This is a genomic window from Streptomyces sp. ME02-8801-2C, assembly GCF_033793965.1.
Lineage (GTDB): Bacteria > Actinomycetota > Actinomycetes > Streptomycetales > Streptomycetaceae > Streptomyces.
Genome location: NZ_JARAXP010000015.1, coordinates 31,032 through 51,117, shown reverse-complemented (window position 1 = coordinate 51,117; position 20,086 = coordinate 31,032). Strand labels below are relative to the sequence as shown.

Sequence of the window (20,086 nt, the reverse complement as noted above, 5' to 3'; positions counted from 1 at the left end):
CACACGCCGGACGGGCTGAGATACACCCGGGCCGCGCTGATCACGTGCCGTAAACGGGTGGGCGGGCGGGAAACGAGGCCTGGGCTACGGCGACGGTGCCCTTCAAACGCCGGTGGGTGGGAAAACCCCTCACTGCTCCTTCAGGCCCGCGATCAGTTCGTCCGCCGCGCTGTAGGGATCCAGTTCACCCCTCACGATTCGGTCCGCCAACGCGCTGACGCGTCGGTCACCGTGCAGGTCGCCGATGCGTTCGCGCAGGGTCGTTACGGCGATCGTCTCGACCTCGTGGGAGGCGCGGGCCCGCCGGCGTTCGGTGAGGACGCCACGCTCCTCCATCCACGCGCGGTGTTTCTCCAGGGCCTCCACCAGCTCGTCGACGCCCTCCGCCCGGGAGGCGACCGTCTTCACGATCGGGGGGCGCCAGTCGCCGGGGGACCGGGACTCGCCCAGGCCCAGCATGTGGTTCAGTTCGCGGGCCGTGGAGTCCGCGCCGTCCCGGTCCGCCTTGTTGACGACGTACACATCGCCGATCTCCAGGATTCCCGCCTTGGCCGCCTGGATGCCGTCGCCCATGCCGGGCGCGAGGAGCACCACGCTGGTGTCCGCCTGCGCGGCGATCTCCACCTCGGACTGGCCCACGCCGACCGTCTCGACCAGGATCACGTCGCAGCCCGCCGCGTCCAGGACGCGGATCGCCTGGGGGGCCGCCCAGGCCAGACCGCCGAGGTGACCCCGGGTCGCCATCGAGCGGATGTAGACGCCGGGGTCCGACACATGGTCCGACATCCGCACCCGGTCGCCGAGCAGCGCGCCGCCGGAGAACGGCGACGAGGGGTCGACGGCGAGGACGCCGACCCGCCTGCCCTGCCGCCGGTACGCGGTGACCAGCGCCGAGGTCGACGTCGACTTGCCGACACCCGGTGATCCCGTCAGGCCGACCACGTACGCGTTGCCCGCCAGGGGTGCCAGCGCGGCCATGACCTCGCGGAGTTGTTCGGACGCCCCCTCCACCAGGGAGATCAGCCGGGCCACGGCCCGAGGCCGGCCTTCCCTGGCCTGGGCCACCAGCTCGGGGACGTCCTGCATCACAACTCCGTTCCGATCACAGCCGTATGGGATGCCAGCCGTATGGGATTCCCCTTACGACTTGGGTACCCGCACGATCAGCGCGTCACCCTGGCCGCCGCCCCCGCACAGGGCCGCCGCGCCGACGCCGCCGCCGCGCCGCTTCAGTTCCAGGGCCAGGTGCAGTACGACCCGTGCGCCGGACATCCCGATCGGGTGACCGAGAGCGATCGCGCCGCCGTTGACGTTCACCCTTTCCGTTGACACGCCGAGGTCCTTCATCGACTGGACCAGGACCGCCGCGAAGGCCTCGTTGATCTCGATCAGGTCAAGATCCTCGACGCCCAGGCCCTCCTTCTTGAGGGCGTGCTGGATGGCGTTGGAGGGCTGGGACTGGAGCGAGTTGTCCGGGCCGGCCACGTTGCCGTGGGCGCCGATCTCCGCGATCCACTCCAGGCCGAGCTCCTCGGCCTTGGCCTTGCTCATGACCACCACGGCCGCCGCGCCGTCCGAGATGGGGGACGACGAGCCCGCGGTGATCGTGCCGTCCTTGGTGAACGCCGGGCGCAGCTTGCTCAGGGTCTCCGTGGTCGTCTCGGCCCGGATGCCCTCGTCCTGGCTGAAAACGATCGGGTCGCCCTTGCGCTGCGGAATCTCGACCGGGGTGATCTCCGCCTCGAAGACGCCGTTCTTCTGGGCAGCCGCCGCCCGCTGGTGGGAGAGGGCGCCGAGCTCGTCCTGCTCGGGGCGGAGGATGCCCAGCCGGGTGTTGTGGTTCTCCGTCGACAGGCCCATGGCGATGTTCTCGAAGGCGTCGGTCAGGCCGTCGTGCGCCATCGCGTCGAGCATCTCGATCGCGCCGTACTTGTAGCCCTCACGGGACTTGGGGAGCAGGTGGGGGGCGTTCGTCATCGATTCCTGGCCACCGGCCACGATCACGTCGAACTCGCCGGCGCGGATCAGCTGGTCGGCAAGGGCGATGGCGTCCAGGCCCGACAGACACACCTTGTTGATGGTCAGCGCCGGGACGCTCATCGGGATGCCGGCCTTGACCGCGGCCTGGCGGGCCGGGATCTGGCCCGCGCCGGCCTGGAGGACCTGGCCCATGATCACGTACTGCACCTGGTCGCCACCGATACCCGCACGGTCGAGGGCGGCCTTGATCGCGAAGCCGCCGAGGTCGGCTCCGGAGAAGGTCTTCAGTGAGCCCAGCAGTCGTCCCATGGGCGTACGGGCGCCCGCGACGATCACCGAGGTGGTGCTGTTCGTTCCTGACATGAGGTGGGATCCCCTTTCAGCTGAAGAGCTGAGGAGTGTGTGAACGAGGGTTTACTTGAATGTACTGAGCGGTAGTCCCTCCGTCATCCGGCTGTCGGTGTGATCGCGCGCACGTTGCGTAACCACCTCCGGAGCGCTGCACTAACACCATGCTGACGCGAATCGACCACATCGGGATCGCCTGTTTCGACCTCGACACGACTGTCGAGTTCTACCGGGCCACGTACGGCTTCGAGGTGTTCCACTCCGAGGTCAACGAGGAGCAGGGCGTACGCGAGGCCATGTTGAAGATCAACAACACGGACGACGGCGGCGCCTCCTACCTCCAGCTCCTGGAGCCCACCCGCGAGGACTCAGCCGTGGGGAAGTGGCTGGCCAAGAACGGGGAAGGGGTGCACCACATCGCTTTCGGTACGGCGGATGTGGACGGTGACGCCGCGGACATCCGCGAGAAGGGCGTACGCGTTCTGTACGAGGAGCCACGGATCGGCTCCATGGGGTCGCGGATCACCTTCCTGCACCCGAAGGATTGCCACGGAGTACTGACAGAACTGGTCACTTCGGCGGCTGTTGAGTCACCTGAGCACTGACCCTCGTACATATGGGCCGGTAGGGTTGGGGACGGCCGCTGCCGTGTTGTCGGGGAGCGGCCCGGGTCCCGGTGTGTCGAGGTGCGGGATCCGAGGGCCGGGGTACAGGTTTCGGGGGCCGAGGGTGAGGGCGGGAGACCGTGCCTCGGCGTTGATCTGACACCATTCCCCGGGGGCCCCGTTCAGCGGACGGACGTGGCTCGTTCGGAGAAGGTTGCGACCAGGGACGGATGGGACCGCGCAGTGCGGGGCTACGAACGCCAGGAGCGAGAGCCGGCGGCTGACGTCGACCACCTCTCTCGGTTCGAGGCCGAGATGGAGCGGCTGAAGACCGAGCGGGAAAAGGCGATTCAGCACGCCGAGGACCTCGGCTACCAGGTCGAGGTGCTGCGCGCCAAGCTTCACGAGGCGCGCCGCACCCTCATGTCCCGGCCCGCCTATGACGGCGGTGACCTCGGCTATCAGGCCGAGCAGTTGCTGCGCAACGCGCAGATCCAGGCGGACCAGCTCCGCCAGGACGCCGAGCGGGAGATGTCGCAGGCGCGCGCCCAGACGCAGCGCATCCTGCAGGAGCACGCCGAGCAGGCGGCCCGGTTGCAGGCCGAACTGCACCAGGAGGCGGTGACCAGGCGCCAGCAGCTCGACCAGGAGCTGGCCGAGCGCCGGCAGACCGTCGAGTCGCACGTCAACGAGAACGTGGCGTGGGCCGAGCAGCTGCGGGCCCGCAGTGAGTCCCAGGCACGGCGGCTCGTCGACGAGTCGCGGGCCGAGGCCGAGCAGGCGCTGGCCGCCGCGCGCGCCGAGGCCGAGCGGGTCGCGAACGAGGCCAGGCAGCGGCTGCAGAGCGAGGGCGAGTCCGCCCGCGCGGAGGCCGACCAACTGCTGCGCCGGGCCCGCGCCGAGGCCGAGCGCCTCCTGAACAGCGCGACGTCAGAGGCCCGCGAGGCCGCGGACCACGCCGAGCAGCTGCGCAGCTCCACGGCGACCGAGTCGGACAGCGCCCGCCGTCAGGCCACCGAGCTGAGCCGCGCCGCCGAGCAGCGGATCCAGGAGGCCGAGGCCGCCCTGCGTGAGGCGCGCGCCGAGGCGGAGAAGGTCGTCGCCGAGGCGAAGGAGACCGCCGCCAAGGCGACCTCGAGCGCCGAGTCGGCCAACGAGCAGCGCACCCGTACGGCGAAGGAGCAGGTCGCCCGGCTGGTCACCGAGGCCAGCCAGGAGGCGGAGGCCACCAAGGCGGCGGCCGAGGAGGTCGTCGCCGACGCCAAGGCCAAGGCCGAGAAGATCGTCGCGGAGGCCGAGGAGACCGCCCGCAGTCTCACCGCCGAGGAGACCGCCTCCCAGCTCTCCAAGGCGGCCCGCACCGCCGAGGAGGTCCTGAACAAGGCGTCCGAGGACGCCAAGTCGACCACCAAGGCGGCCACCGAGGAGGCCGAGCGCATCCGCGCCGAGGCCGAGGCGGAGGCGGACCGGCTGCGTGCCGAGGCGCACGACATCGCCGAGCAGCTCAAGGGCACGGCGAAGGACGACACCAAGGAGTACCGCGCCAAGACGGTCGAGCTCCAGGAGGAGGCCCGGCGGCTGCGCGGCGAGGCCGAGCAGCTGCGCGCCGACGCGGTTGCCGAGGGCGAGCGCATCCGCGCGGAGGCGCGCCGTGAGGCCGTCCAGCAGATCGAGGAGGCGGCCAGGACCGCCGAGGAGCTGCTGGCCAAGGCGAAGGCGGACGCGGACGAGCTGCGCCAGACCGCCCAGACGGACAGCGAGAAGGTCCGTACGGAGGCCATCGAGCGGGCGACGGCGCTGCGCCGGCAGGCCGAGGAGACCCTGGAGCGCACCCGCAAGGAGGCCGAGCGGGCCCGCGCGGAGGCCGTCGAGCAGGCCGAGGGCATCACGGCGGACGCCGAGCAGGGCGCGCGTGAGCTGCGTGAGGAGACCGAGCGGGCCATAGAGGCGCGCCGCGAGGAGGCCGCCGCCGAGCTGACCCGGCTGCAGTCCGAGGCCGAGGACCGGCTCACGGCCGCCGAGCAGGCGCTCACCGACGCCCGCGCGGAGGCCGACCGGATCCGCCGCGAGGGTTCCGAGGAGTCGGAGCGGCTGCGTTCCGAGGCCGCCGAGCGCATCCGGAGCCTGCAGGCGCAGGCCGACGCGGAGATCCAGCGGCTGCGCGACGAGGCGGCCGCGGACGCGTCCGCGTCCCGGGCCGAGGGTGAGGCCATCGCCGTACGCCTGCGGTCCGAGGCGGCGGCGGAGGCCGAGCGGCTGAAGACGGAGGCCCAGGACACCGCCGACCGGGTACGGGCGGAGGCGCAGGCCGCCGCAGAGCGGCTGGCCGCGGAGGCGTCGGAGACGCTGGCCGCCGCTCAGGAGGAGGCCGCCCGGCGCCGGCGCGAGGCCGAGGAGACCCTCGGTTCCGCCCGCCAGGAGGCCGACCAGGAGCGCGAGCGGGCCCGCGAGCAGAGCGAGGAGCTGCTGGCGTCGGCGCGCAGGCGCGTGGAGGACGCCCAGGCCGAGGCCGTACGGCTGGTCGAGGAGGCGGACCGGCGCGCCAACGAGATGGTGTCGGCGGCCGAGCAGCACGCCCAGCAGGTGCGGGAGTCGGTGTCCGGGCTGCACGAGCAGGCCCAGGAGGAGATCCAGGGGCTGCGCTCCGCCGCCGAGCACGTCGCCGACCGGATGCGGCGCGAGGCGCAGGAGGAGTCGGACCGGGTCCGCGCGGACGCCTACTCGGAGCGGGAGCGGGCCTCGGAGGACGCGAGCCGCGTACGGCGCGAGGCGGCGGAGGCGTCGGAGCACGCCAAGGCGCTCGCCGAGCGCACGGTGGGCGAAGCGATCGCCGAGGCGGAGCGGCTGCGCCAGGACGCCTCCGCGCACGCCCAGCGGGTGCGTACCGAGGCGTCGGACACCATCGCGAACGCCGAGCAGGACGCGGCGCGCAGCCGTGCGGAGGCGCGTGAGGACGCGAACCGGATCCGTTCGGACGCGGCGGCGCAGGCCGACACGCTGATCACCGAGGTGACGGCGGAGGCGGAGCGGCTCACCGAGGAGACCAACGCCGAGGCCGAGCGGGTCCGGGCCGAGTCCACGGCCAAGGCGGACCAGCTGATCTCCGAGGCGACCGGGGAGGCGGAGCGGCTGCGGGCCGAGGCCGCCGAGACGGTCGGTTCGGCGCAGCAGCACGCGGAGCGGGTCCGCGTCGAGGCGGAGCGGGTCAAGGCCGAGGCGGCGGCGGAGGCCGACCGGCTCATGTCGACCGCGCGCGACGAGGCCGACACCACGCTGGACGAGGCCCGCAAGGAGGCCAACAAGCGGCGCTCCGAGGCGGCCGAGCAGGTCGACACGCTCATCACGGAGACGGCGGCCGAGGCCGACAAGCTGCTGTCGGAGTCGCAGCAGGCCGCGCAGAAGACGACCGCGGAGGCGGAGGCGCAGGCCGACTCGATGGTGGGCGCGGCCCGCACCGAGGCCGACCGGCTGCTGGCGCAGGCGACGGCCCGGGGCAACGCGACGGTGGAGAAGGCCCGTACGGACGCGGACGAACTGCTCGTCGGCGCGCGCCGGGACGCCACCGCCATCAGGGAACGCGCGGAGGAGCTGCGCGACCGCATCACTGCCGAGATCGAAAGCCTGCACGAGCGGGCCCGCCGTGAGGCCGCCGAGACCATGAGGTCGACCGGTGACCGCTGCGACGCACTGATCACGGCCGCCGAGGAACAGCTCGCCAAGGCGGAGGCCAAGGCCAAGGACCTGGTCTCGGAGGCCAACTCCGAGGCGGGCAAGGTCCGCATCGCCGCCGTCAAGAAGGCCGAGGGACTCCTGAAGGAGGCCGAGCAGAAGAAGACCTCGCTGATCAGGGAGGCCGAGGAACTGCGGGCCGAGGCGATCCGCGAGGCGAAGGCCACGGTCGAGGAGGGCAAGCGGGAGCTGGAGATCCTCGTCCGGCGTCGTGAGGACATCCAGGCGGAGATCTCCCGTGTCCAGGACGTCCTGGAAGCGTTGGAGTCCTTTGAGGCCCCGTCGGCCGGCAAGGACGGCGGCGTCAAGGCGGGCGCCGCCGTCGGCGTACCTCGTTCGGGTGGCAAGTCGTCAGAGAGCTAGTGCGAAGGGTGCGTTGAGGGCTGACGCGCAGGGCGCGCTGTGTGCACCCTGTGGGGCTTTCTGGGGTCTTTGACCAACTTTTTGGCAAGCGGCCCGCCGGTTAGCCACTCAAAAGGGGTCTCATTCTCCATATCAATCGGGTGACTGCTCGATGACACGCCGCTTGGCACCCTAGGATTCCCCTATCACCTCACCGGTCTCATTCGACAGGAACCCCATGAGCGACACTTCCCCCTACGGCTTCGAGCTTGTGCGGCGTGGGTACGACCGCGCTCAGGTGGACGAACGCATCTCGAAGCTCGTCTCCGACCGTGACAGCGCTCTGGCTCGTATCACTGCTCTGGAAAAGCGCATCGAGGAACTCCACCTCGAGACGCAGAACGCCCAGGCCCAGGTCAGCGACGCAGAGCCGTCGTACGCGGGTCTCGGCGCGCGCGTCGAGAAGATCCTCCGTCTTGCCGAGGAGGAGGCGAAGGACCTGCGCGAGGAGGCCCGTCGCGCGGCCGAGCAGCACCGTGAGCTCGCCGAGTCGGCGGCCCAGCAGGTGCGCAACGACGCAGAATCGTTCGCGGCGGACCGCAAGTCCAAGGCGGAGGACGAGGGCGTCCGGATCGTCGAGAAGGCCAAGAGCGACGCCTCCCAGCTGCGCCAGGAGGCGCAGAAGGACGCGCAGTCCAAGCGTGAGGAGGCGGACGCCCTCTTCGAGGAGACCCGCGCCAAGGCCGCCCAGGCCGCCGCGGACTTCGAGACGAACCTCGCCAAGCGCCGCGAGCAGTCGGAGCGCGACCTCGCGTCCCGTCAGGCCAAGGCCGAGAAGCGCCTCGCGGAGATCGAGCACCGCGCGGAGCAGCTCCGCCTGGAGGCCGAGAAGCTGCGCACGGACGCCGAGCGCCGCGCCCGTCAGACCGTCGAGACGGCCCAGCGCCAGGCCGAGGACATCGTGGCCGACGCGAACGCCAAGGCCGACCGGATCCGTTCGGAATCGGAGCGCGAGCTGGCGGCTCTCACCAACCGCCGCGACTCGATCAACGCCCAGCTGACGAACGTCCGCGAGATGCTCGCCACCCTGACAGGAGCCGCGGTCGCCGCCGCCGGCGCCCCCGTCACGGACGACGAGCCGATCACCCGCGGAGTCCCGGCCCAGCAGTCCCGCTAAACAGCACCACGGATGCCCGCACCTCTCAGAAAAGGGGTGCGGGCATCCGCCTTTGGGGGCGCGGGGCACTGCGCGACCAGCCCCCACCGGCGGGCGGCCGACCCACAACGGCCACACCCCAAAAGAACGAACCCGCGTTCACCAAAAGTTGCCGCACACTTGGCCTCCCGCCCGGCGAAGCCAACTGGCAGCCCCCCACCCCCCGAACTAGCGTGGCCGCATGATCGAGCTAGAGGGGCTGACCAAGCGCTACGGCGACAAAATGGCGGTCAACCACCTGACCTTCACCGTCAGACCCGGCATCGTCACCGGCTTCCTCGGCCCGAACGGCGCCGGCAAGTCCACCACGATGCGCATGATGCTCGGCCTCGACCGCCCCACCGCCGGTGACGTCCGGATCGACGGTCAGCACTACGACCGGCTCAAGGACCCCCTCAAGTACATCGGCGCCCTGCTCGACGCCAAGGCCATGCACGGCGGCCGCAGCGCCTTCAACCACCTCCTCTGTCTCGCCCAGAGCAACGGCATCCATCGCGCGCGCGTGCACGAGGTCCTCGACACCGTCGGGCTCACCGCGGTCGCCCGGAAGAAGGCGAAGGGGTTCTCGCTCGGTATGGGACAGCGGCTCGGTATCGCGGGCGCGCTGCTCGGGGATCCGCGGATCCTGATGTTCGACGAGCCGGTCAACGGCCTCGACCCCGAGGGCATCCACTGGATCCGCAACCTGATGAAATCGCTGGCCGGCCAGGGCCGGACGGTCTTCGTCTCCTCGCACCTCATGAGCGAGATGGCGCTGACCGCCGACCACCTCGTCGTCATCGGGCAGGGGCGGCTGCTCGCCGACATGTCCATGGCGGACTTCATCGAGCGGAACTCGCGTTCGTACGTCCGTATCCGCTCCCCTCAGCGCGAACGGCTGCTCGACGTCCTGCACGCCGCCGGGATCACCGTCGTGGAGGCCGGTGGCGAGACGCTCGAAGTGGACGGCGGGAAGGCCGAGCTGATCGGTGAACTGGCCGCGCAGCACAACCTGGTCCTGCACGAGCTGAGCCCCCAGCAGGCCTCCTTGGAGGAGGCGTTCATGCAGTTGACCGCCGAGTCGGTCGAGTACCACGCGCACAGCGACACCGCGATCCCCTCCGGGTTCCCGGCCACTGCCCCGCCGGGGCCTCCTGCGGCGGTGTGGGGCGACGGCTGGAAGGAGGGCTGGTCATGACGGCCGCCCAGGTCATCCGGTCCGAGTGGACCAAGATCCGGTCGGTGGCGTCCACCGTGTGGACGCTCGGTCTCGCGGCCGTGGTGACGATCGCGCTAGGCGCGCTGATCTCGCTGCTGTTCAAGAACCAGTGGGGCGACCTGAGCGAGAAGGACCGGCTCTCCTTCGACCCGACGTACACGAGCTTCGCGGGGATGAGTCTCGGTCAGCTCGCGATGATCGTGTTCGGGGTGCTCGTCGTGTCGAACGAGTACAGCACCGGCATGATCCGCACCTCGCTGGCCGCCGTACCGCAGCGCGGCACGTTCCTCGCCGGCAAGCTCGCGGTGGCCGCCGGGCTGGCCTTCGCGGTCGGGGTGGTCACCAGCTTCACCGCGTTCTTCCTCGGGCAGGCGATGCTGGGCGGTCACTCGACGTCCATCGGCGATCCGGGCGTCCTGCGCGCGGTGATCGGCGGGGCGCTCTACATGACGCTCATCGCGCTGTTCTCCATGGGTGTGGCCGCGATGCTGCGCAGTCCGATGCTGTCGCTCGGCATCCTGATGCCGTTCTTCTTCCTGATCTCGAACATTCTGGGCGCCGTCTCGGCGACGAAGAAGGTCGCCCGTTATCTGCCCGACCAGGCCGGCAGCAAGATCATGCAGGTGGTCACCCCGGTCGACAACGACACCCCGTACGGCCCCTGGGGCGGGCTCGCGATCATGGTGGCGTGGGTCGCGGTGGCCCTGCTCGGCGGGTATGTGCTGCTCAAGAAGCGGGACGCCTGAGCCCAGCCCGTCGTGTCCCCCACCGCACCCGCCGCACCCACCCCACCCACGCCTCCCCACGCCCCGGTCATGGCCCCGACATTTTTACCGCTCTTTGGGGGGAACCGTCAGCGTCCGGATAAGCTCCTAACCCTTACGGGGGCGTGTGCCCTGCTGTCTGAATTTTTCGGTGGGTGCGGAGCATGATCGAGGCAGTCGGCCTGACGAAGCGCTATGGCGACAAGACGGCCGTGTACGACCTTTCCTTCCAGGTGCGGCCGGGGGCCGTCACCGGCTTCCTGGGCCCCAACGGGTCGGGCAAGTCGACGACGATGAGGATGATCCTCGGCCTGGACCAGCCCACCTCGGGCCGGGTGACGATCGGCGGCTTCCCCTACCGCAAGCTGCCCAACGCCCCCCGCCAGGTGGGCGCACTGCTCGACGCCAAGGCCGTACACGGCGGCCGGTCAGCCCGCAGCCATCTGCTGTGCCTGGCCCAGCTGTCGGGCATCCCGGCGCGGCGGGTGGACGAGGTGCTCGGCGTCGTCGGACTCCAGGACGTGGCGCGCAAGCGCTCCAAGGGGTTCTCGCTCGGTATGGGCCAGCGGCTCGGCATCGCCGCCGCGCTGCTCGGCGACCCCCAGGTGCTGCTCTTCGACGAGCCGGTCAACGGCCTCGACCCCGAGGGCATCCTCTGGGTGCGCAACCTGATGAAGGCGCTCGCGGCGGAGGGGCGGACGGTGTTCGTCTCCTCCCACCTGATGAGCGAGATGGCGCTGACCGCCGACCACCTGATCGTGATCGGGCGCGGACAACTGCTGTCCGACATGAGCGTGAAGGACTTCATCTCCACCAACTCGGCCGACTTCGCGCGGGTGCGCACACCGGAGACCGAGCCGCAGCAGCGCGAGAAGCTGACCGCCGCGCTGACCGAGGCGGGCGGCCAGGTGCTGCCCGAACCGGACGGCGCGCTGCGGGTCACCGGGCTGGAGCTGCCCCGGATCAGCGATCTCGCACACGCGTCCGACGTACGCCTGTGGGAGCTGTCGCCGCACCAGGCGTCGCTGGAGGAGGCGTACATGCGGATGACGCAGGGCGCCGTCGACTACCGCTCGACCGTCGACCAGAAGGCCGGTCTCCAGCAGCCGCTGCCGCCGGGCGCGCAGCCGCCGGTGCAGATGCCGGTGCCGGGGCAGGGCCAGCCGGGCTGGTACGCCCCTCCGCCGCCCCAGCAGGGCGGCCCGTCGCCGTTCGCGACACCCGGGCAGCCCGGACAGCCCGCCGGCCCGTACGGCGCGCCTGGCGGCCCCGGCGCTCCCGCCGACGGCCACCCGAACCCGTACGCGCAGCCCGCCGCCGCACCTCAGCAGGCGCCCTCCGCCGCCGCAGCCCCCGCCCTGACCAAGCCCGAGGACGCCCGATGAGCACGCCCTACCAGTCCCCGACTCAGCAGCCGGTGCCGCAGCCCGCGCCCAATCGGCAGGCGGCGCCCGGCACTTCGTACGCCCCCTACACCTCGCCCATTCCCATCACGCGCACGCACCTCGGTCATGCCCTCGCCTCCGAGTGGACGAAGATCAAGTCGGTGCGCTCCACGATCTGGACGCTCGGGGTCTTCCTGGTCCTCGTCATCGGCATCGGCCTGCTGGTCGCGGCGCAGACGACCGGCGAGGACTTCGGGGACGTGCCCTACACCATCCCCGCGTTCTTCGGGCTGGTCCTCGGGCAGATCTGTCTGATCACGCTGGGCGTGCTGGTCATCTCGTCGGAGTACGGCACGGGCATGATCCGTACGACGTTCACCGCCTCGCCGCAGCGCCACCGGGTGCTCGCCGCCAAACTGATCATCTTCTTCGCGGTCGCGTTCGTCGTTTCCGCGTTCGCGATCGGTTTCGTCGGTCTGGTGACCGAGTCGATGCACACCGGCATCGAGGGCAAGGCGTGGGGCGGCACGGTCGTCATGGGCGCGCTGTACGTCTCACTGCTCGGTGTGCTCGCCCTCGCGGTGGGCTCGATGCTGCGTCACTCGGCGGGCGCGATCACCGCGATGCTGGGGCTCGTCCTGGTACCGGCGATCCTGCCCGCGTTCCTGCTGCTGTCCGAGAGCATGCAGACGATCGGCGAGAAGATGCTGGAGTACAACGCCCCCAATTCCCTCGCCAAGATCTTCGGGATCGACGAGGCCGACGGCAGCGGCGGCGGCGCACAGCTCGGTCTGCTCGCCGGGTTGACCGCCGCTGCGATCGCCGGCGCCTTCGTCCTGCTCGACCGCCGGGACGTGTGATTCACCCGGAGGCGTGAACTCCCGCGGCTGCGGGGCGAGTTCACCCACCCGGCCGGACCCGGCCGGACCCGGTCGGACCCTGTCGGACCCGGTCAGAATTTCGGGGAGTTACGGGACCGCTGCACCCGCGTGGTGCGGCGGTCCTTCGCGTTCCAGCAGGCCTTGTGCCAGTGCCGACGGTCGTCCACACCCGCGTGCTCGGCCCACGCGACGACGTGCGGGACGCCGGAGGGGATCAGCTGGTCGCAGCCCGGGCAGCGGTACGTCTTGCCCTGGGCGCTGGCCCCCGCGACATGCCGGACGTTCCAGTTCTCGCCCTGCCAGCTCTCGGAGGACTGGAAGCCGCCGTAACGGCCGGAGTCGTCCCCGTCGGCGCTCCGGCCGGACGAGCCGCCGGGGTCTTGGGGGCGGTTACGACGCGGGGACACAGAACACCTCACGGAGCGGTTCAGGGGGCATGGGGCCACTCCAGCCTACGCGGCGCCATCCGGGGTAGAGGTAAATCACCATCTCCGCACGCACCCCCACCACTTCTCTCAAACGAGGCTCCCCGCCCGGCTGCCCGATTGATTCTGCAGACAATCCGCCAATCTCTCCGCCAAGCCGTGACTTCGGCACGTGTCGAGCGGTTATGCCGTGCGGGGAGCTCCTTGTCGGGGCCTAGGAAGCAGGAAAGAGCGATGCGCGTAGGAAGTTTTGTGCTGGCGGCCCAGTTCCCGGGCCAGGGCCAGGGGGAGGCGCTGCACCGAGCGGTCAGGTCCGCCGAGGTCGCCGACGAGGCGGGGCTCGACACGGTCTGGCTGGCGGAGCACCACTTCGTCCCGTACGGCGCCTGTCCGTCCGCGACGACCCTGGCCGCGCTGCTGCTGGGCCGCACCCGGCGCATCCGGGTCGGTACGTCGGTGAGCGTGCTGCCCACCACCCACCCCGTGGCGCTCGGCGAACAGGCCGCGCTGCTGCATCTGACGTCCGGCGGGCGGTTCACGCTGGGCGTGGGGCGCGGCGGGCCGTGGGTCGACCTGGAGGTGTTCGGGACGGGCCTCGATGCGTACGAGAAGGCGTTCCCGGAATCACTCGATCTGCTGCTGCGCTGGCTGCGCGAACCGTCCGTGTCGGCAGACGGCGAGCGGTTCCGGTTCCGTGAAGTGCCCGTCGTACCCAGCCCGTCGGAGTCGCTGACGGACACCTCGGGACCGGAGGTCGTCGTCGCGTGCACCTCCCCCTCGAGCGTACGGCTGGCCGCCGAGCGCGGGCTGCCGATGCTCCTCGGGATGCACGTCGGGGACGAGGAGAAGGCCGAGATGGTCGCCCTGTGGCGGCAGTTCGCGCGCGCGGCGGGCCGCTCCGGGGACGAGATCCGGGGCGCCGCACATGTGTCGGCCGGCGTCTGCCAGATCGCGGACCGGCGTACGGACGCGGTGGAGACGCTGACGAAGGCGATGCCGGGCTGGCTGCGACAGGGACTGGAGGCGCATGTCACGGTGGACGGCCGTCAGCGGTCGATGCGGGACCCGGTGGCCTACACCGAACTCCTCTGCGGACTGCACCCGGTGGGCACGCCCCGGCTGTGCGCCGACCGTCTCGCGGCGACCTCGGAACGGACGGGCATCTCGCGCTTCGCCCTGCTCGTCGAGGGCTCCGGCGACCTGGCGGCCACGGAGGAGAACGTACGGCGGCTGGGCACCGAGGTGCTCACGCAGCTGCGCTGAACCACTGAACACCCGCCTGCCGCCGGGAGCTTGCCGCCCCGTACAGAAACACCTCCCGCGTACGGAGCGGCAAGCCGTTGCCCCTCGCGTCAGCAGTCCCTGAATTCCGGTGACTGGTTCAGCAACTGACTGCGTACCGAGGTGAAGCGGGCCAGCTTGACGTCCACAGAGGAGTCCAGCGGGAACACCGCCACCCGGTGGCAGTTCTGGAAGGCCAGCCGCACACCGAAGTGCCGCTGCAGCGCGCCGCGTATCGCGTCACTCGCCAGCGCACGCAGCAACTGGCCACGTGCCTGCTCGTCCGGCGGCGGCGTCTGGTTGTCGGCGAAGTCTCCGCCGTCCACCTTCAGCTGGGCCACCAGAGAGCTGATCATCTCCCATGCGTAGGGCAGGGAGGTCCGGACGCAGTCGACGAATTCAGCTTCGTCGACCTCGCCTCGCTCGGCCTGTTCGAGTAGGGCCGGTGAGACGTCGAGCGACATGAGTTCTCCTCTCGCACCCCCGGGTGACAGGGGTTGCCTGACAGGGAAAGGGAGCCCACGACACCGAGCACGCTCCGTACACGCATCGCGACCTCCCGGTTACTACCGTAAGCAACGGACCGTGACGGCACCAGGAAAACGCGGATACAGGACCGGTCAGAACCGTGCTCGTAGGCACACAATCAGCCAACAACGAACAGTTGCCACTGGCATGTTCCTTCGGCCCACCAAGGACGTGTCACCACTGTGAGGTGGGCGAATCGCGTGGACCACCGCGCGTCGAGTAGCGTTGCCGACCATGCGTCTCGTCATTGCGCGCTGTTCCGTGGACTACGCGGGCCGGCTCACCGCTCATCTCCCGTCGGCCCCCCGTCTCATCCTGGTCAAGGCTGACGGCAGCGTCTCGATCCACGCGGACGACCGCGCCTACAAGCCTCTCAACTGGATGTCTCCGCCCTGCACGTTGAAAGAGGGGGCCGGTGACGACGAGGGGATCTGGACCGTCATCAACAAGGCGGGCGAGAAGCTCATCATCACGATGGAGGAGATTCTTCACGACTCCTCGCACGAACTGGGCGTCGATCCGGGCCTGATCAAGGACGGCGTGGAAGCGCACCTCCAGGAACTCCTCGCCGACCGCATCGAGACCCTCGGCGACGGCTACACCCTCATCCGCCGCGAGTACATGACGGCCATCGGCCCGGTCGACATCCTGTGCCGGGACGCCGACGGCGCGACGGTCGCGGTGGAGATCAAGCGGCGCGGCGAGATCGACGGCGTGGAACAACTCACGCGCTATCTGGAACTGTTGAACCGCGACCCGCACCTCGCTCCGGTGCGCGGCATCTTCGCCGCCCAGGAGATCAAGCCCCAGGCCCGCGTCCTCGCCACGGACCGGGGCATCGGCTGCGCGGTCCTCGACTACAACGCGCTGCGCGGCATCGAGGACGACAAACTCCGGCTGTTCTGACGCCGGTTCGGGGCGAGTAGTTCGGTCGTACGAGAAAGGGCGGGTCCGTTGTCACGGGCCCGCCCCCTTCGTCGTGCTGTCAGATCACCGGCGTCGGCGCGTCGGTGTCGACCGGGGCACTCGCGGGCTCGCTCGCCGGCTCACTGGCCGTCTCGGTCTGGGCCGGGCTGGAGGCCGGGCCGCTGGCCGTGACGGTGGTGTCCGGAGTGGTCGGCGTCGGAGGCGGCTCGTCGGTCGGCCCAGTTGGCGTCGGTGTCGGCGTCGGCGTCGGCGTCGCCGAGCCCCCGGATGGGGTGGGTGTGGGGGAACCGCCGGCAGTCTCCGAGGGGGACCCACCCGACGGAGTCGGAGTGGGCTTCGGCGACGTACTGCCGCTGCTCCCGCCCGTCCCCGTACTGCTGCCGCCACCCGGCGTCCGCGTCCCCGTGGGCTCGTCCGAAGGCTTCTCGCCACCGGCCGCCGGAGGCGGAGTCGGGTCGTCCGAGGTGCCCATGGTGCCGTCGGGGCCCGGGTCGGTCGGGCGGCTCGTGGCCGTGCCCGTGTCGCCGTTGCTGTCGCTGCCGCCGGTGCCGCCGCCGTTGTCGGCCTTGTCGGCGCCCAGGCTGTCGTCGTCGTTGCCCGGACTGGCGGACGGGTTGACGCCGACCTGGTCGGACGGCACGTCCCCCGGGTTCGAGGTCGCCCCCAGGGTCACCACCGTGCCGAGTACGGCCGCGAGCAGGGCGCCCGCGCCCACCGCCACGAGGTTGCGCCGGGCGCCGCCCACGAGCCGCTGGATGCCCGAGACCTTGTGCGCCCCGCCGCCCCCGGTCCGGGACGTGATCACGGTCGGCGCGAAGTCACCGGCCCCGGAACCGGAAGCCGAAGCGGAACCGGCGGACGACGCCTGCAGCGGCGAGTAGCCCGCCGCGCCGAAGACCGCCGGGACACCGCCGGCCGGTGACGCGGACTCCTCGTACCGTGCGTCCGGCACCTCCTCGCCCGCCGTGGAGACCGGGCCGGAGCCGAGACCGGGGGTGTCGCCCGCCCGGTCGGCGACCAGGGTGAGGGCGCGCCGGCCCGCGACCGTGCCGCGCTTGTCGGCGACGGCACCGCGCAGACCGAGGGCGGCCTCCAGTTCCGTACGGGCCAGGTCGAGCTGTTCGCCGCAGAGGGCGAGGATGCCCAACTCATGGTGGAAATAGGCCTGTTCCGAGACCTCTCCGGACAGCTGGGCGGCCTCGGCACCGTAGAGCAGGACCTGTTCCCAGGCGCTCCAGTACAGGCCGGACGCGAAGGCGGGCGCCGCCGTGCGGGCCAGCCGTACGGCCGTGCTCTCCTCGTCCTCCGCCGGCGCGGTGGTTTCGGGGACCAGGACGGCGAGGGCGGCGAGCAGGGCGTCGGCCTCGGCGCAGACCCGCTCGGGGGTCACGGACGGGTGTCCGGCCCACCAGGCGTAGTGCTGGGCGGCGGTGGACGCCCGGTCGAAGGCGCCGTCGCCGTACCCGGCGGCCTCCAGCTGGGTCTGCACCCCGGCCGCGAGCCGGTAGTGGGAGCCGACCGGGGAGACCAGCGCGCAGCCGAGCAGCTCGCCGAGGGCGGCGTCCGCGTGGGTGTCGCCGACCAGTGCGGGCAGATGGGCCTGGTGGGGCACCTCACCGCCGAGCGCGACGGCGAACCGCAGGGTGTCCCGGGCGGACGCGCTGAGCCGGGACGCGAGCAGTGGCGCGGGCGCGGCACCTTCGGCGAGCGAGGGCAGCGGTACGTCGTCCTCGATGCCGGCCTCGATGGGCGCGTCGAGCGGGGCGTCGGCCGGGATGTCCTCGAAGACGCCGAAGTCGTCGAAGGCGTCGGCGCGGGCGCGCAGTTTGTCGCGCTGCCTGAGCAGGGCGCCGGCCTGCACGAACCGCAGGGGCAGGCCCTCGGACTCGAACCAGAGGTCGCCGGCCCAGTTGGCCTCGTCCTCGGTCAGGACGCGGCCGACCGCGCGCTCGAGGAGCTCCAGGCCGCCGGCCCGGTCGAGGCCGTCGAGGAAGAGTTCCTCGAGCAGCGAGTCGGCGGACGGGGCCGGTACGTCGGGGGTGGCGCTGATCAGGAAGGCGCACTCGGGCGTCGCGTCGAGGAGTTCGTCGAGCGCGGCGCCGCCGAACTCCACGTCGTCCAGGACGACGACAGCGCCGACCTCGCGGACGAGCGCCCGCAGTTCGTCCGGTTCCGGTCGGTACAGAGGTGCGCTGTGGACGGCGTAGAAGAGGTCGTAGAGGAGGTCGGTCTGCGTGCGGTGGAAGCCGGTGAGGCGGACCACGCCGTCGGGCGCGAGGTCCGCGCAGTCCGCGGCGACGGCGTCGAGGAGCGTGGTGCGGCCGGATCCGGCCGGGCCGGTGAGGCGTACGGAACGGCCGCGCGCCAGCAGCCGCACCAGCCGTTCGCGCTCGCCGTCGCGCTCGACGAGCGGCAGTTCGGGCCGCGCGGGGCCGGGCGGTACGGGTGGCCTGGCGGCGCGGGTGATCTCGGCGCGCTCGGCCGCCGTGAGCTTGACGGGCCGGCCGGGCCGTTCGGCGGGCGGGCAGACCTCTATCTCGCTGCCGTCGACCGGGTTGACGGTGAGCAGGTAGTCGCCCGAGACGAGCTGCGCCGTGCGGGCGAGCGCGGGCGTGTGCTGGCCGAAGTCGGACGTGAGGGCGTCCCGAGGCGGGCGCTGACGCGGCGTGTTGCCGTCGGCGTCATGGCCGTACTCCTCGGAGCCCTGGTTGTTCGGGTCCATAAGGTTCAAGCCCCCCAAAAGCGTCGTGTGCGGGTCGACGGGACCCAGGCCCCTCCCGGCCTTGCTGCACACTGCGCTGTCGCTTCTGGTCCGGGCCCGCTTGTGGGATGTCATGGCAGCGGGCGACCGAACCCTAAACCTTCGCACAGTATCTATGACAGGCCGGGGTACCGCGCCGTCCGAGACGTCACAGTCTCGTGAGGATTGTGCGTGAAGCGCGTTTTCGGACTCAGGTTCACACTCTGGGCAGTGATTCCACCCCGATACCGCCCTCGATCGCCAGAATACGGTGCAATTTGGTGGCCACCAGCAGGCGTTGCATCTGCGGCGGTACGTCCCGCAGCACAAGCCGTCTGCCGCATCGCCCGCACCGCCGGTGGGCCCCCATGATCACCCCGAGGCCGGTGGCGTCCCATGACTCCAGCTCGGACAGATCCAGCACGAGATCGCCGACGCCTGTGTCGACGGCCGTGTGCAGGACCGTACGGGCGTCCGCCGCGCTGCGGACGTCGAGGCGGCCCCCGACGACCAGCTCGGCGTGGTCGCCCCTGATGTACATATGCGCTCCCGTGAGTGCGTGTCGTGCTCCGCGTCGGTAGGTGATGCATCCTCTGACTGCCTGAGAGGCGGTCAGGTTGCCGTCTGTGAGCGAACCGATACTCAATTCACCCCACGGGGTGATACCCCAGGGGTTCGTGCGGTTTCCGTGCCTGTTGACTACGAGCGGTACTGCTCTGCGCGTATCAGTTCTTGTCCGAATGTTTGTCTCAGTGCTTGTAGAAGCCCTGCCCGCTCTTACGGCCGATGTCACCGGCGTCAACCATCCGGCGCATCAGCTCCGGAGGAGCGAACTTCTCGTCCTGGGACTCGGTGTAGATGTTGCTGGTCGCGTGCAGCAGGATGTCGACCCCGGTGAGGTCGGCGGTGGCCAGCGGGCCCATGGCGTGCCCGAAGCCGAGCTTGCAGGCGAGGTCGATGTCCTCCGCGGTGGCGACACCGGACTCGTACAGCTTGGCCGCCTCGACGACGAGCGCCGAGATCAGCCGGGTCGTCACGAAGCCGGCGACATCCCGGTTGACGACGATGCAGGTCTTGCCGACGGACTCGGCGAACTCCCGTGCGGCGGCGAGGGTTTCGTCGCTCGTCTTGTAGCCGCGGACCAGCTCGCAGAGCTGCATCATCGGCACCGGCGAGAAGAAGTGCACACCGACGACCCGGTCCGGGCGGTCGGTCACCGCGGCGATCTTGGTGATCGGGATGGCGGAGGTGTTGGAGGCGAGCACGGCGTCCTCGCGCGCGATCTTGTCGAGAGCGCGGAAGATCTCGTGCTTGACCTCCAGCTTCTCGAAGACGGCCTCGACGACGACGTCCGCGTCCCCGACCGCGTCGAGGTCGGTCGTCGCGGTGATACGGGCGAGGGCGGCCTCGGCGTCGGCCGCGGCCAGTTTGCCCTTGCCCACGAACCTGTCGTACGAGGACTTGATGCCGTCGGTGCCACGAGTGAGCGCTTCGTCGGTGACATCGCGCAGTACGACGTCCCAGCCCGCCTGTGCGGACACCTGGGCGATGCCGGAACCCATCAGGCCGGCTCCGATGACGGCAAGCTTCCGTGCCACTGTGCGACTCCCCTGACGCGCTGTTTACGTGTGCCTCGCGTAGTGGGCCTCTTCGGCGGACCCTAGCGGTCGTGAGGGTGCTGTGTGACCGGTAAGTAACGCGCGTCACGTCTCATCTGGCGGACATCACACCGGCGTG

The 20,086-nt window shown here is 70.8% G+C and carries 16 protein-coding genes; 9 read left to right on the top strand and 7 right to left on the bottom strand.

The window, feature by feature from the left end:
* Positions 1–129: 129 nt before the first annotated feature.
* Both meaB and PV396_RS35430 read right to left on the bottom strand, forming a co-directional pair.
* Positions 130–1,086, bottom strand: coding sequence for a methylmalonyl Co-A mutase-associated GTPase MeaB (meaB, locus tag PV396_RS35435; RefSeq protein WP_319211766.1), 957 nt, complete (start codon positions 1,084–1,086; stop codon positions 130–132).
* Positions 1,087–1,140: 54 nt separating this feature from the next.
* Positions 1,141–2,343 carry an acetyl-CoA C-acetyltransferase gene (locus tag PV396_RS35430; protein WP_319211764.1) on the bottom strand — a complete coding sequence of 401 codons (1,203 nt, stop codon included), beginning with the start codon at positions 2,341–2,343 and terminating at the stop codon, positions 1,141–1,143.
* A gap of 149 nt (positions 2,344–2,492) precedes the next feature.
* On the opposite strand from PV396_RS35430, the gene mce reads away from it, so the two are divergent.
* The 7 genes from mce to PV396_RS35395 all read left to right on the top strand — a co-directional run bounded on the left by mce (position 2,493) and on the right by PV396_RS35395 (position 12,427).
* Positions 2,493–2,933: a methylmalonyl-CoA epimerase gene (gene mce / locus PV396_RS35425; protein ID WP_319211763.1), complete on the top strand. Its 441-nt coding sequence runs from the start codon at positions 2,493–2,495 to the stop codon at positions 2,931–2,933.
* Positions 2,934–3,176: 243 nt separating this feature from the next.
* Positions 3,177–7,025, top strand: a complete 3,849-nt coding sequence (gene scy / locus PV396_RS35420; protein ID WP_319211762.1) for a polarized growth protein Scy — start codon at positions 3,177–3,179, stop codon at positions 7,023–7,025.
* Between the two features lie 217 nt (positions 7,026–7,242).
* The gene (locus PV396_RS35415) at positions 7,243–8,181 is read left to right on the top strand and encodes a cellulose-binding protein (protein WP_053745201.1); all 939 of its coding nucleotides are present in this window, start codon (positions 7,243–7,245) and stop codon (positions 8,179–8,181) included.
* A 220-nt stretch (positions 8,182–8,401) separates the two neighbouring features.
* On the top strand, positions 8,402–9,397 hold the full coding sequence (locus tag PV396_RS35410) for an ABC transporter ATP-binding protein (RefSeq protein WP_319211759.1): 996 nt from the start codon (positions 8,402–8,404) through the stop codon (positions 9,395–9,397).
* Complete coding sequence (locus PV396_RS35405; RefSeq protein WP_319211758.1) at positions 9,394–10,164, top strand: ABC transporter permease; 771 nt, start codon at positions 9,394–9,396, stop codon at positions 10,162–10,164. Before PV396_RS35410 ends, PV396_RS35405 begins: the two co-directional genes overlap by 4 nt.
* Positions 10,165–10,346: 182 nt before the next feature.
* Positions 10,347–11,567 carry an ABC transporter ATP-binding protein gene (locus PV396_RS35400; protein ID WP_319211756.1) on the top strand — a complete coding sequence of 407 codons (1,221 nt, stop codon included), beginning with the start codon at positions 10,347–10,349 and terminating at the stop codon, positions 11,565–11,567.
* Positions 11,564–12,427, top strand: a complete 864-nt coding sequence (locus tag PV396_RS35395) for an ABC transporter permease subunit (protein ID WP_319211754.1) — start codon at positions 11,564–11,566, stop codon at positions 12,425–12,427. Before PV396_RS35400 ends, PV396_RS35395 begins: the two co-directional genes overlap by 4 nt.
* Before the next feature lie 92 nt (positions 12,428–12,519).
* Here PV396_RS35395 and PV396_RS35390 read toward each other — a convergent pair whose 3' ends face one another.
* Complete coding sequence (locus PV396_RS35390) at positions 12,520–12,855, bottom strand: ATP/GTP-binding protein (protein ID WP_319211753.1); 336 nt, start codon at positions 12,853–12,855, stop codon at positions 12,520–12,522.
* 252 nt (positions 12,856–13,107) lie between these two features.
* Here PV396_RS35390 and PV396_RS35385 point away from each other — a divergent pair, with 252 nt between their 5' ends.
* Positions 13,108–14,136: an LLM class flavin-dependent oxidoreductase gene (locus PV396_RS35385; RefSeq protein ID WP_319211751.1), complete on the top strand. Its 1,029-nt coding sequence runs from the start codon at positions 13,108–13,110 to the stop codon at positions 14,134–14,136.
* An 89-nt stretch (positions 14,137–14,225) separates the two neighbouring features.
* Here PV396_RS35385 and PV396_RS35380 read toward each other — a convergent pair whose 3' ends face one another.
* Positions 14,226–14,618 carry an SCO5389 family protein gene (locus PV396_RS35380; RefSeq protein ID WP_006381684.1) on the bottom strand — a complete coding sequence of 131 codons (393 nt, stop codon included), beginning with the start codon at positions 14,616–14,618 and terminating at the stop codon, positions 14,226–14,228.
* 298 nt (positions 14,619–14,916) lie between these two features.
* On the opposite strand from PV396_RS35380, the gene nucS reads away from it, so the two are divergent.
* Positions 14,917–15,588, top strand: coding sequence for an endonuclease NucS (gene nucS, locus PV396_RS35375; protein ID WP_319211749.1), 672 nt, complete (start codon positions 14,917–14,919; stop codon positions 15,586–15,588).
* A gap of 79 nt (positions 15,589–15,667) precedes the next feature.
* Here nucS and PV396_RS35370 read toward each other — a convergent pair whose 3' ends face one another.
* The 3 genes from PV396_RS35370 to PV396_RS35360 form a co-directional block, all read right to left on the bottom strand.
* Positions 15,668–18,331, bottom strand: coding sequence for an ATP-binding protein (locus PV396_RS35370; protein ID WP_319211921.1), 2,664 nt, complete (start codon positions 18,329–18,331; stop codon positions 15,668–15,670).
* Between the two features lie 235 nt (positions 18,332–18,566).
* Positions 18,567–18,890 (bottom strand): STAS domain-containing protein, encoded by a 324-nt coding sequence (locus tag PV396_RS35365; protein WP_319211747.1) that lies wholly within the window; start codon positions 18,888–18,890, stop codon positions 18,567–18,569.
* A 208-nt stretch (positions 18,891–19,098) separates the two neighbouring features.
* Positions 19,099–19,947, bottom strand: a complete 849-nt coding sequence (locus tag PV396_RS35360; RefSeq protein ID WP_319211746.1) for a 3-hydroxyacyl-CoA dehydrogenase family protein — start codon at positions 19,945–19,947, stop codon at positions 19,099–19,101.
* Positions 19,948–20,086: the final 139 nt, after the last annotated feature.

Excerpts from the sequence above, each read along its gene's own strand:
- meaB (WP_319211766.1), bottom strand. The coding sequence starts at position 1,086 with ATGCAGGACGTCCCCGAGCTGGTGGCCCAGGCCAGGGAAGGCCGGCCT.
- PV396_RS35430 (WP_319211764.1), bottom strand. The coding sequence starts at position 2,343 with ATGTCAGGAACGAACAGCACCACCTCGGTGATCGTCGCGGGCGCCCGT.
- mce (WP_319211763.1), top strand. The coding sequence starts at position 2,493 with ATGCTGACGCGAATCGACCACATCGGGATCGCCTGTTTCGACCTCGAC.
- PV396_RS35415 (WP_053745201.1), top strand. The coding sequence starts at position 7,243 with ATGAGCGACACTTCCCCCTACGGCTTCGAGCTTGTGCGGCGTGGGTAC.
- PV396_RS35410 (WP_319211759.1), top strand. The coding sequence starts at position 8,402 with ATGATCGAGCTAGAGGGGCTGACCAAGCGCTACGGCGACAAAATGGCG.
- PV396_RS35405 (WP_319211758.1), top strand. The coding sequence starts at position 9,394 with ATGACGGCCGCCCAGGTCATCCGGTCCGAGTGGACCAAGATCCGGTCG.
- PV396_RS35400 (WP_319211756.1), top strand. The coding sequence starts at position 10,347 with ATGATCGAGGCAGTCGGCCTGACGAAGCGCTATGGCGACAAGACGGCC.
- PV396_RS35395 (WP_319211754.1), top strand. The coding sequence starts at position 11,564 with ATGAGCACGCCCTACCAGTCCCCGACTCAGCAGCCGGTGCCGCAGCCC.
- PV396_RS35385 (WP_319211751.1), top strand. The coding sequence starts at position 13,108 with ATGCGCGTAGGAAGTTTTGTGCTGGCGGCCCAGTTCCCGGGCCAGGGC.
- PV396_RS35380 (WP_006381684.1), bottom strand. The coding sequence starts at position 14,618 with ATGTCGCTCGACGTCTCACCGGCCCTACTCGAACAGGCCGAGCGAGGC.
- nucS (WP_319211749.1), top strand. The coding sequence starts at position 14,917 with ATGCGTCTCGTCATTGCGCGCTGTTCCGTGGACTACGCGGGCCGGCTC.
- PV396_RS35370 (WP_319211921.1), bottom strand. The coding sequence starts at position 18,331 with ATGGACCCGAACAACCAGGGCTCCGAGGAGTACGGCCATGACGCCGAC.
- PV396_RS35365 (WP_319211747.1), bottom strand. The coding sequence starts at position 18,890 with ATGTACATCAGGGGCGACCACGCCGAGCTGGTCGTCGGGGGCCGCCTC.